This window comes from Pseudomonas sp. rhizo25, from assembly GCF_031931935.1.
Classification (GTDB): Bacteria; Pseudomonadota; Gammaproteobacteria; order Pseudomonadales; family Pseudomonadaceae; genus Aquipseudomonas; species Aquipseudomonas synxantha.
Genome location: NZ_JAUJXA010000008.1, coordinates 52,507 through 64,245, shown reverse-complemented (window position 1 = coordinate 64,245; position 11,739 = coordinate 52,507). Strand labels below are relative to the sequence as shown.

The following is an 11,739-nucleotide window of genomic DNA, read 5'->3' as shown; positions in this document are numbered from 1 at the left end:
CATAAACATCCTTAGCCCTTGATGCAATCGACGGTGTAACAACGGCCACTGCCGTCATCTTCATGTTGCAGCCCATGAACATCCGCGACAAAACCAGGGAAGCTGCTATCGAACGTACGGGCAAACGCCAGGTAGTCGATGATTGAACGGGTTGACTCGGTAAAGCGTTCACCGGGCATGATCAACGGAATACCGGGCGGGTAAGGCACCAGCATCACGGCCGCGACACGCCCAGGCAAGGCATCGATAGGGACTGCCTCCACCTCGCCCCTCACCAACTGGTCGTAGGCATCGGCGGGCTTCATCGCGATTTCCGGCAACACCGTATACATGCGTTTGAGATGCTTGGCGGTAGCGTTGCTACGGTAACAGCTGTGCAACTGGTCGCAAAGGTCGCGCAGCCCCATCCCCTGATAACGCGCGGGGCCTTGGGCATACACCGACGGCAGACAACTGACCAAGCTGGCATTGGCGTCATAGCTGCGCTTGAACTCCAGCAACTCGGTGAGCAAGGTACTCCATTTGCCTTTGGTGATGCCCATTGAAAACAACACCAGGAACGAATACAACCCGGTTTTTTCCACGACCAGGCCACGCTCCCAGAGGAACTTGCTGACCACCGCGGCGGGAATTCCGCAGTCGCTCAGGGCGCCACCGGCGTTGAGGCCGGGCATCACCAGCGTCACTTTGATTGGGTCGAGTAATACGTAGTCTTCGGCAACGTCGCCAAAACCATGCCACTCATCCTGAGGGTGCAACAACCAATCCGCGGTGACGACCCGGTCGATACCGGCGACCGAGGTTGGCTGCCAGATGGAAAACCACCAGTCTTCGGCAGCGATATGCAGGCGCAGGTTGGCCAGCGCACGCCGAAAACTCAGGGCCTCGTCAAACATTTCCTGTAGCAGCGAGCGCCCGGCCGGGCCTTCCATCATTGCAGAGGCCACGTCCAGCGAGGCGATGATGCTGTATTGGGGCGAGGTCGAGATATGCATCATGAAAGCTTCGTTGAACCGATCACGGTCCAGTTGCCGTGCGCCGCCGTCCTGCACATGGATCATCGATGCCTGGCTGAACGCCGCCAGCAACTTGTGCGTGCTGTGGGTGGTGAAGACCAAGGGGCTATCCGGGGTGCGCGAGGTGCCCATGCCATAGCGCCCGGCGAAGAACTCGTGGAACGCGGCGTAGGCGTACCAGGCTTCGTCAAAGTGCAGCACCTCGACACTGTTGCCCAGTTGCTGCTTGATCAATTCGGCGTTGTAGCACAGGCCGTCGTAGGTGGAGTTGGTCACCACCGCCAGCTTCACTTTCGCAGGCCGGCCACGGGTCAGGGGGCTGGCGTCGATCTTGGCGCGAATCGACTCAGGGCTGAATTCGCTCAGGGGAATCGGGCCGATGATTCCCAGTTCGTTGCGCTCAGGGCACAGGTACAGTGGGATCGCGCCGGTCATGATGATCGAGTGCAACACCGATTTGTGGCAATTGCGATCCACCAGCACCAGGTCGTCGCGGCCGACCATGGAATGCCAGACGATCTTGTTGGCAGTGGACGTGCCGTTGATCACAAAGAACGTATGGTCAGCGCCAAAGTTGCGAGCGGCGCGGGCTTCGGCTTCGGCCAAGGGCCCGGTGTGATCAAGCAGCGAGCCCAGCTCGGGAACTGAAACAGACAAGTCCGAACGCAGGGTATTTTCCCCAAAGAACTGATGAAACGCCTGCCCCACCGGGCTTTTGCGATAGGCCACGCCACCGCCATGGCCGGGGGTATGCCAGGAGTAATTGGAGTCGGCGGTGTGTTGCACCAGGGCCTTGAAGAATGGCGGCAGCAGACCATCGAGGTAGGAACGCGCAGCGCGGGCGACCTGGCGTGCGAGAAACGGCACGGTGTCTTCGAACAGATAGAGAATCCCGCGCAGTTGGTTGAGTTCACTCATGGCATCGGCGGGGGCGTTTTCCAGGGTGACCTGTTCGCCCAGGGCAAAGATCGGCAGGTTGGGCGCCCTCACCCGCGCCAGGCGGATCAGCTCGACCATGTTTTGCAGCAGATGGGTATTTTCTCCGGCGCCTTCCGCTGCGATCAGCATGCACGCCAAACCGTGATGAGTAGAGGCCACCAGCCGACCTTCGGCGTAGTCCACGGCAGAAAAGATACTGAAGCCCTCTTGTTCCAACTCCCTGGCAATGCCTCGAACCCGGTCGCCGGCGACGGTGTCGGCCTTGATGTCACGGTGCACGATCAGAACGGGGAACTTCAGGTCTTTGTACATGAGCGCTCTTACTCCGGAGGCTTTGCACTCAAGGGTAGAAGCTGGGAGCGAATGTGGCGAATGAAGATTTCACAGACGATGGGGGTCAACTGTGGGAGGGGGCTTGCCCTCCACATTTTTACTGCATTGAGTCCGGGTTATTGTTGGGTCAACTGGGTCCATAACGCCGGCGCACCCGCCGACTTGGCAATCGCTTCCAACCGCGCCGCATGCTCGGCCAAATCCTGCTCGCTGGCCCGGATAACCGGCGTAGGCCTGCGATCAGCCGGCAGACGGCGGATTTCCGAAGGGCGGTTGCCGGAGCCTTCCGCCGATCCGGCGCCGTCTGAGGCATTACCGGCCAGGGACAGGCTGGTCTGCCCGCCGGTCATGGTCAGGTAGACATCGGCCAGGATCTCGGAGTCGAGCAAGGCGCCGTGCAGTTCACGGCCAGAGTTATCGACGCCATAACGCTTGCACAGGGCATCGAGGCTGTTGCGTTGGCCCGGGTGACGCTCGCGGGCCATCATCAGGGTATCGAGGATCGTGCAGTGCTGGGAGATGTCCGCACGGTCCATCTGCCCCATCAGGGCAAATTCGTTGTTGATAAAGCCGATGTCGAACGCCGCGTTATGGATGATCAGCTGGGCGCCGTTGATAAACTCGAAGAACTCATCGGCCACTTCGGCAAAACGCGGCTTGCCCTTGAGGAATTCGTCGGTGATGCCGTGGACGCCAATCGCGCCTTCGTCACTGTCGCGGTCCGGTTGCAGGTAGACGTGGAAGTGGCGGCCGGTCAGGCGGCGGCCCATCAGTTCGACACAGCCGATTTCGATGATCCGGTGACCATCGGTCACCGGCATGCCGGTGGTTTCGGTATCGAGTACAACAGATCGGATGGCCATCAGGGTTCAGCTCTCAACGGTGTGGTGTGAATCAAAGGGCGCGATGTTAACACGTGGGCCGGCTTCAGCTCTGCTTGTAGCCGCGTACTTCGTCCACCCCACGGTTGGCCAACTGGTCGGCGCGCTCGTTGCCAGGGTGGCCGATGTGCCCACGCACCCATTTCCAGGTGATGTCGTGACGGTTGCATTGCTCGTCGAGCAATTGCCACAGGTCGGCGTTCTTGACCGGCTCCTTGGCCGCGGTCTTCCAGCCGCGTTTTTTCCAGTTGACCATCCACTCATTGATGCCCTTCATCACATATTGCGAGTCGGTCACCAGCAGAACGTTGCAGCGACGCTTGAGCTCTTCCAGGCCGCGAATGGCGCCCATCAGTTCCATGCGGTTATTGGTGGTGTTGGCTTCGCCGCCCCACAGTTCCTTCTCCACGCCCTTGCACACCAGCAGGGCACCCCAGCCGCCCGGGCCGGGGTTGCCCTTGCAGGCGCCGTCGGTGAAGAGTTCTACGCTATCGGTCATCGGTTGCATCCATCAAGACGGGCTGGCGGTCATTGACCGACAGTATCCCGAGGCCGGGCAGCCCGGCCTGAAATCAATAAAGAGGTTAGGGTTCGCTTCGCTCGCGGTTGACCTTGGCCATCGGCATCGGCACCAGCTTGCCCATGGGTTGGCGCAGCACCTGGCGCACCGGCCGCAGCCCTACCACGATCTTGCGCGCCACCAATAAATAGAAGCCGCCACCCGAGAGTTGCCAGGCCCCCGCCCGGCGCTCCCAACCGGCCAGGCGACCCTGCCACTTGGCCGTCGCCAGCGGCGGACGATAGCACCCGAAGCGGCGTTTCTCCAGCGCGAAGCCCAGCAGATTCAGCCAGTCGCCCACCCGCGACGGCGAGATGCAGCGCGCCTGGCGCAGGCCGTCATGGGCGAATACACGGCGCAAGCCCCAACTGCTCCAGGGGTTGATACCGACAATCAGCAAGTGGCCACCGGGGCGCACGCTGCTCGCGGCTTCGCGCAGCAAGCCATGGGGCGACAGGCAGAAATCCAGGCCATGCTGCAACACCACCACGTCGGCGGCGTGTTCGCTCAAGGGCCAGGCCTGTTCCTCACAGACGATTTCCACCCCCGGCAGCGGCGCGCCCAAGCGCACATTGCGTTGCACCTGGGGTGCCGACGGCGGGGTTTCGGCCGACGGTCCGTAATGCACCAGGTAGCCACCGAAGAACCGGCCCAGCTCGTCATCGAGCATGCGTCGTTCTTCATCCAGCAGAAATTGCCCAATCGGCCCGGACAACCATTCACGGGCCGCACTGATCAGGGCCAGCCACTCAGGATCGGCCTGGGCGAACGCTTTATCGGTCATTGCATTCTCCAACTCGCCTAGACGTTCTAAGATGCACCAATGTGTTCAGCTTGGCGAATCGAAGAATGATACAGATCAGTGCCCTACCCGCCTTCACCGACAACTACATCTGGTTGTTGCAAGACCCCGCCACCCGGCGCTGCGTCGTGGTCGACCCCGGCGATGCCGCGCCAGTGCTGGCCTGGCTCCAGCAGAACGCCGAGTGGACCCTCAGCGACATCCTGGTCACCCACCATCACCATGATCACGTGGGCGGTGTCGAGCAACTGAAACAGGTGACCGGCGCCAAGGTCCAAGGCCCGGCCAACGAAAAGATCCCGGCGCGGGACGTGGCGCTGCAGGACAATGACCGTATCAACGTGCTGGGCTGGGACTTCGACGTCTACGCCGTGCCAGGGCATACCCTGGGCCATATCGCCTTTTATCACGAAGGGGTGCTGTTGTGTGGCGATACCTTGTTCGCCGCCGGTTGCGGGCGACTGTTCGAGGGCACGCCGGAGCAGATGCATGCCTCCCTGGAACGCCTGGCCGCCCTGCCCGCCGATACGCTGGTGTACTGCACCCATGAATACACACAAAGTAATCTCAAGTTTGCCCAGGCCGTGGAACCGCACAACGCCGACATCGCCGAACGGCTGGAAAACGTTGCCCAACTACGGGCTCGCGGCGAGATGACGCTGCCTTCCAATTTGGCCCTGGAAAAACGTACCAACCCGTTCCTGCGTACCGCTGAAACATCCGTTAAACAAAAAGCAGACGAACGGAATGGCCGCGACAACCGCTCTGGGGCCGAGGTGTTTGCTAGCTTGAGGGCTTGGAAAGATAAGTTCTAAGAGGACGTATTCTGATACGTAATTTCTGAATGGTTGACCGGAACCGAAGCGCTTTCTAGAATCGCCCGACATTTTTGCCCGGAACTTACTTCCAGCCAATGTCGTCATCTATTCGTAAATCCATTTCTTCAGACGCATTGACCCGCCTGGCTCAAGCCGTGGCGGTGGCTGTGTCCGCGACTCTGGCGGGCTGCCAATCGACCCATTACGCTGCACAATCCACCGTGCAACCCAAACCCAATCTTGCTGCCAAGATCAAGCAAAAACCTATTTGGCTATCAGAGAAGCCTAGCCCCGAAGTGCCCCAGGATGTCTGGGAACGCATGCGTCGGGGCTTTCAATTGCAGGACGGCGTCGGCGTCAACCCGCGCATCGAGCAACAGCGCCTGTGGTTCGCCAGCAACCCGTCCTTCCTCGAGAACGCCGGCGAACGCGGCAGCCTCTACATTCATTACATCGTCGAACGCCTTGAAGAACGCAACATGCCCCTGGAGCTGGCGCTGCTGCCAGTGATTGAAAGTGCCTACAACCCAATGGCCTATTCGCGCAGCGATGCAGTCGGCTTGTGGCAGTTCATTCCCTCCACCGGGCGCTACTTCAACCTGCGCCAGACCCGTGCCTACGACGGCCGTCGCGACATTACCGCCTCCACCACCGCCGCCCTGGACTACCTGACGCGTCTGCATGACATGTTCAACGGCGACTGGCTGCTGGCCCTGGCGGCCTATAACGCCGGTGAGGGCACGGTCAGCCGGGCCATCGAGCGCAACGAAAAGCTCGGCCTGCCCACCGACTACTGGAACCTGCCCCTGCCCCAGGAAACCAAGGACTACGTGCCCAAGTTCCTGGCCCTGTCCCAAGTGGTACTGGCGCCCGAGGCCTACGGTGTCAACCTGAACCCGATTGCCAATACGCCATACTTCGAAGTAGTCGAAGTCAAGCAGAGCATGGACCTGTCAAGGGTTGCGGCGCTGGCCGAGATCGACGAAGACGAACTGTTCCAACTCAACCCGGCCTTGAAGCAGCGCACTACCCTGGACGGCCCCCAGCATTTGCTGGTGCCCACTTCCAAGGCCCAGTTGCTGACCAGCACCCTTTCGACGATGAAGCCCGAAGAATTGCTGAGCATGCGCCCGAAAAAGCCGGTGTTCGACGAAGTCGAGACCAAGTCGGTGGCCGGGCGCACCCGCAACTACAAGGTGCGCAGTGGCGACAACCTCACCTTGATCGCCAAGGCCAACAAGGTCGACGTGCATGACCTGCAACGCTGGAACAAGCTCAACGGCCAGGCCCTCAAGGTCGGCCAGACCCTGGTGATGCAGGACACTCGTAAAGCCGCGGCGAAGAAACCGGTGCAGTACAAGGTCAAGAAAGGCGACTCGCTGTACATGGTCGCCAAGCGCTTCAACGTCGAGATGCAACATCTCAAGCGTTGGAACCCGCGCACCGGCCAGGCGTTGAAGCCCGGGCAGATGCTGGTGGTGTCCGGGCCAAGATAAAGCCCTCAAGAACACCGGTAGGCTAATGTGGGAGGGAGCAAGCCCCCTCCCACATTAGGCTCTGGGTGCTCTCAGCAGTCTTTTTCCAACCGGAACAAGCTGTTACTGTACCGATCATAAAGCCCAAGCCGCCTGGATCGGATCTCTGACTTGAAGCGTCCTCTCCTTCTACTAATAAGTCTGGCCTTGAGCTTTGCTGCGAACGCGACGATTACCGAGAGCCACGGTTACGCGCAGTTCGGCTCACTCAAGTACCCAGCCAAATTCACCCATTACGATTGGGTAAACCCTGCAGCGCCCAAAGGCGGAACACTGCGGATCATGGGGTTTGGCACCTTCGACACCCTCAACCCTTATACTTTCAAGGGTACCAGCCCGGTGGCCACCGGCAATTTCCTGCAATACGGCGTCAATGAGCTGAACGAACCCTTGATGGTCGGCACCGGCCAATACGCGCCATCCGGCGACGAGCCCACCTCCAGCTACGGCCTGATTGCGCAGTCAGTGGAATACAGCGAAGACCGCAGCTGGGTGGTCTTCAACTTGCGCCCCGAGGCGCGCTTTCACGATGGCAAGCCGATCACTGCCGATGACGTGGCATTTTCCTATCGTACCCTGCTGACCGAAGGCCACCCGCAATACCGCACCAACCTGCAGGAAGTGGCGCGGGTGGATATCCTCAACCGTCACCGCATCCGCTTTGTATTCAAGCGTGCCGGCAACCCATTGCTGATCCTGCGCCTGGGCGAACTGCCGGTGCTGCCCATGCACTACTGGAAGAACCGCGATTTCAAGGCCACCACCTTCGAGCCGCCGCTGGGCAGCGGGCCTTATCGCATCACCAAGGTCGCCCCTGGCCGGCAACTAGTGTTCGAGCGGGTCAAGGATTACTGGGGCAAGGACCTGCCGGTCAACCGCGGCTTCTATAACTACGATAAAGTCGACGTGGAGTTCTATCGCGACAGCGATGTGGCCTTTGAAGCCTTCAAGGCCGGCGAATTCGACATCTATATCGAACACCAGGCCAAAAACTGGGCCACGGGCTACAACTTCCCGGCGGTCAATCGCGGTGACGTGATCAAGGCGCAGATTGCCCACCAGATCCCCACCCAGAGCCAGGGCCTGTTCATGAACAGCCGGCGACCCGCGTTCAGCCAGGCCAAGGTGCGCGAAGCCCTGGGGTTGATGTTCGATTTCGAATGGACCAACCGCACCCTGTTCAGCAACGCCTATAAACGTTCGGTGAGCTATTACCCCAACAGCGAATTCTCGGCCAGCGGCCTGCCGACCGGGCATGAGTGGTTGATGCTTTCCCCTTATCGCGACCAATTGCCAGCCGCCCTCTTCACCCAACCCTTCAACCTGCCGCAAACCGACGGTCGCGGCATCCCCCGCGACACCCTGCGCCGCGCCCTGGCCTTGCTCGGCGACGCCGGCTGGAAGCTATCGGGACAAGGGCAGCGCCTGCTCAATAAGGACGGGCAACCGCTGCGCCTGGAGATCCTGCTGGTCAACCCTAACCTTGAGCGCATCCTGCAACCTTATGTCGAAAATCTGACCCGCATCGGCATCGACGCCCGCTTGCGCACGGTCGACCGTGCACAGTACAAACAGCGCCTCGATCAATTCGATTTCGACATGATTCTGATGACCCTCAACCAGACCTTAAGCCCCGGTCTTGAGCAGTGGCAGTACTTCCACTCCAGCCAGGCCGCGATCAAGGGCAGCAAAAATTACGCGGGTATCGCCAACCCGGTGGTCGATCACCTGCTGGACCAACTGCTGGCGGCGCAGACCCGCGAAGAACAACTGGCCGCCGGCCGTGCCCTGGACCGTGTGCTGCTGTGGCAGCACTACAGCATTCCCAACTGGTACCTCAACTATCATCGCCTGGCGTACCGCAACCGGTTCGCCTTCGTCACCACGCCGCCCTATAGCCTGGGCCTGAGCGCATGGTGGCTGAAAGCTTCGGAGAAAGCCCAATGATGTCTTTGCGTACTACCCTGCTCGCCAGCCTGTTGCTGTGCACCGCAGCGCAAGCCGCCCCGCAACATGCGCTGACCCTCTACAACGAGCCCCCCAAATACCCCGCCGACTTCAAGCATTTTGACTACGTGAACCCCGACGCCCCCAAGGGCGGCACCTTCCGTGAATCGGCCATGGGCGGTTTCGACAGCCTCAACCTCTACATCAGCAAGGGCGTGCCGGCGGATAACCTGCAGTTGATCTACGACACTCTGGCCGTGCAAAGCCTGGACGAGCCCATTACCGAATACGGCCTGGTGGCCGGCAAGATCGAAAAGGCCCCGGACAACAGCTGGGTGCGTTTCTACCTGCGCCCCGAAGCACGCTTCCACGATGGCCACCCGATCCGCGCCGAAGACGTGGTGTTCACCTTCCAGACCCTGATCAAGGACGGTAACCCGCTGTACCGCAACTACTACGCCGACGTCGATGAAGTGGTGGCCGAAGACCCGCTGCGGGTGCTGTTCAAGTTCAAGCGCACCAACAACCGTGAGTTGCCGCTGATCCTCGGGCAGCTGCCGGTACTGCCCAAGCACTGGTGGGCGACTCGCGATTTCTCCAAGGGCAACCTGGAAATTCCCCTGGGCAGTGGCCCGTACAAGGTGGCGGAGGTCAAGCCAGGACGCATGATTCGCTACGAGCGGGTCAAGGACTACTGGGCCAAGGACCTGCCGGTGACCAAGGGCTTCTACAATTTCGATACCCGCATCACCGATTACTACCGCGACAGCACCGTGTCCCTGGAAGCCTTGAAGGCCGGGCAGTTCGACTACTGGCTGGAGTTCAGCGCGAAGAACTGGGCCAATGCCTATAACATTCCGGCAGTGACCCAGGGCCGCTTGATCAAGGAAGAAATTCCCAACGGCAACCCCACCGGCATGCAGGGCTTCGTGTTCAATACGCGCAAGCCGATGTTCCAGGACGTGCGCGTGCGCAAGGCCATCAGCCTGTTGCTGGATTTCGAATGGAGCAACAAGCAGCTGTTCAATGGCGCCTACACCCGTACCCGCAGTTACTTCGAAAACTCGGAAATGGCCGCCACCGGTTTACCCGGCCCGGATGAGTTGGCGATCCTTGAACCGTTGCGCGACAAGATCCCTGCCGAAGTCTTCACCCAGGCTTTCGAGCCGTCCAGAACCGATGGCAGCGGCATGATCCGCACCCAGCAGCGCGAGGCTTACCAACTGCTGCAAGAGGCCGGTTGGAAGATCGTCGACGACAAGATGGTCGACACCAGCGGCAAGCCGGTGACCATCGAGTTCCTGCTGGCCCAGACCGAGTTCGAACGCATCCTGCTGCCATTCAAGCGCAACCTGGCGGACCTGGGCATCGACCTGGTGATTCGTCGGGTGGATGTCTCCCAATTCGTCAACCGCCTGCGCTCGCGGGACTTCGACATGCTGGTGGGCAGCTTTCCGCAATCCACTTCGCCGGGTAACGAGCAACGCGAATTCTGGAAGTCCTCCAGCGCCGACAAGCCCGGCAGCCGCAACTATATGGGCCTCAAGGACCCCGCTGTCGACCAACTGGTGGAAGAGTTGATCGATGCCGGCTCGCGCCAAAGCCTGATAGCCCACGCCAGGGCGTTGGATCGCGTACTCCAGTTTGGTTACTACGTAATTCCCAACTGGCACATCAAGACCTTCCGCGTGGCGTACTGGGACCATTTGGGCCATCCGAAGGTCTCACCACGCTATGACGTGGGCACGGCCACCTGGTGGGCCAAACCCGACGTCAAGCCTGCGGTCTCCCTGGACCCCACGCAAAACGCCGATACGGCGAGCGGAGGCGATTGAATGCTAGCCTATATTGTTCGCCGCCTGTTGCTGATCATCCCCACACTGTTCGGGATCCTGCTGATCAACTTCGTCATCATCCAGGCCGCCCCCGGGGGCCCGGTGGAGCAGATGATCGCCAAGCTCGAAGGTTTTGACGGCGCCACCAGCCGCATCGCCGGCGGCGGTGCCGAAGTGGCGGTGGCCGGTTCCAGCTACCGTGGTGCCCAGGGCCTGGACCCGGCGCTGATCCAGGAAATCGAAAAGATGTACGGCTTCGACAAGTCGGCGCCGGAACGTTTGTGGATCATGGTCAAGAACTACGCCCAGCTGGATTTCGGCGACAGCTTCTTTCGTGACGCCAAGGTCATCGACCTGATCAAGGAAAAGATGCCAGTGTCCATCTCCCTCGGGCTATGGAGCACCCTGATCATGTACCTGGTATCGATCCCCCTGGGGATCGCCAAGGCCACGCGTCACGGCAGTCACTTCGACGTATGGACCAGCTCGGCGATCATCGTCGGTTATGCGATCCCGGCGTTCCTGTTTGCGATCCTGCTGATCGTGGTGTTTGCCGGAGGCAGCTACCTGGACTGGTTCCCATTGCGCGGGCTGACCTCCAACAACTTCGACGAGTTGAGCTGGAGCGGCAAGATCCTCGATTACTTCTGGCACCTGGCCCTGCCCGTCACCGCACTGGTGATCGGCAACTTCGCAACCATGACCCTGCTGACCAAGAACAGCTTCCTCGACGAGATCAACAAACAGTACGTGGTCACTGCCAAGGCCAAGGGCCTGACCAACCACCGCGTGCTCTATGGTCACGTGTTCCGCAACGCGATGCTGCTGGTAATCGCCGGCTTCCCTTCGGCCTTCATCGGCATCTTCTTTACCGGCTCGTTGCTGGTGGAAGTGATCTTCTCACTCGACGGCCTGGGCCTGATGAGCTTTGAAGCGGCGATCAACCGCGATTACCCGGTAGTGTTCGGCACGCTGTTTATCTTCACCCTGCTGGGGCTGGTCGTGAAACTGATCGGTGACCTCACCTACACCCTGGTCGATCCGCGTATCGACTTCGCCAGCCGGGAGCATTGA

At 60.4% G+C, this 11,739-nt stretch carries 9 protein-coding genes; 5 read left to right on the top strand and 4 right to left on the bottom strand.

Annotated features, from left to right (window positions below; all coding sequences use genetic code 11):
- Positions 1-11: 11 nt before the first annotated feature.
- The 4 genes from QZR30_RS18200 to QZR30_RS18185 all read right to left on the bottom strand — a co-directional run bounded on the left by QZR30_RS18200 (position 12) and on the right by QZR30_RS18185 (position 4,512).
- Positions 12-2,267 (bottom strand): Orn/Lys/Arg decarboxylase N-terminal domain-containing protein, encoded by a 2,256-nt coding sequence (locus tag QZR30_RS18200; RefSeq protein WP_046072321.1) that lies wholly within the window; start codon positions 2,265-2,267, stop codon positions 12-14.
- Between the two features lie 137 nt (positions 2,268-2,404).
- Positions 2,405-3,145, bottom strand: a complete 741-nt coding sequence (gene dnaQ, locus QZR30_RS18195) for a DNA polymerase III subunit epsilon (RefSeq protein WP_173664510.1) — start codon at positions 3,143-3,145, stop codon at positions 2,405-2,407.
- 70 nt (positions 3,146-3,215) lie between these two features.
- Positions 3,216-3,668 (bottom strand): ribonuclease HI, encoded by a 453-nt coding sequence (rnhA, locus tag QZR30_RS18190; protein WP_003173571.1) that lies wholly within the window; start codon positions 3,666-3,668, stop codon positions 3,216-3,218.
- An 85-nt stretch (positions 3,669-3,753) separates the two neighbouring features.
- Positions 3,754-4,512 (bottom strand): class I SAM-dependent methyltransferase, encoded by a 759-nt coding sequence (locus QZR30_RS18185; protein ID WP_046072319.1) that lies wholly within the window; start codon positions 4,510-4,512, stop codon positions 3,754-3,756.
- Between the two features lie 65 nt (positions 4,513-4,577).
- Here QZR30_RS18185 and gloB point away from each other — a divergent pair, with 65 nt between their 5' ends.
- From gloB to QZR30_RS18160, 5 genes are all read left to right on the top strand, one after another.
- Positions 4,578-5,345, top strand: a complete 768-nt coding sequence (gloB, locus tag QZR30_RS18180) for a hydroxyacylglutathione hydrolase (protein ID WP_046072318.1) — start codon at positions 4,578-4,580, stop codon at positions 5,343-5,345.
- A 98-nt stretch (positions 5,346-5,443) separates the two neighbouring features.
- Positions 5,444-6,844: a transglycosylase SLT domain-containing protein gene (locus tag QZR30_RS18175; RefSeq protein ID WP_046072317.1), complete on the top strand. Its 1,401-nt coding sequence runs from the start codon at positions 5,444-5,446 to the stop codon at positions 6,842-6,844.
- A gap of 150 nt (positions 6,845-6,994) precedes the next feature.
- Positions 6,995-8,830 (top strand): extracellular solute-binding protein, encoded by a 1,836-nt coding sequence (locus QZR30_RS18170; RefSeq protein WP_056846444.1) that lies wholly within the window; start codon positions 6,995-6,997, stop codon positions 8,828-8,830.
- Positions 8,827-10,665, top strand: coding sequence for an extracellular solute-binding protein (locus tag QZR30_RS18165; protein ID WP_046072315.1), 1,839 nt, complete (start codon positions 8,827-8,829; stop codon positions 10,663-10,665). Before QZR30_RS18170 ends, QZR30_RS18165 begins: the two co-directional genes overlap by 4 nt.
- A complete protein-coding gene (locus tag QZR30_RS18160) occupies positions 10,666-11,739 on the top strand; it encodes a microcin C ABC transporter permease YejB (RefSeq protein ID WP_046072314.1) in 1,074 nt (357 codons plus the stop codon).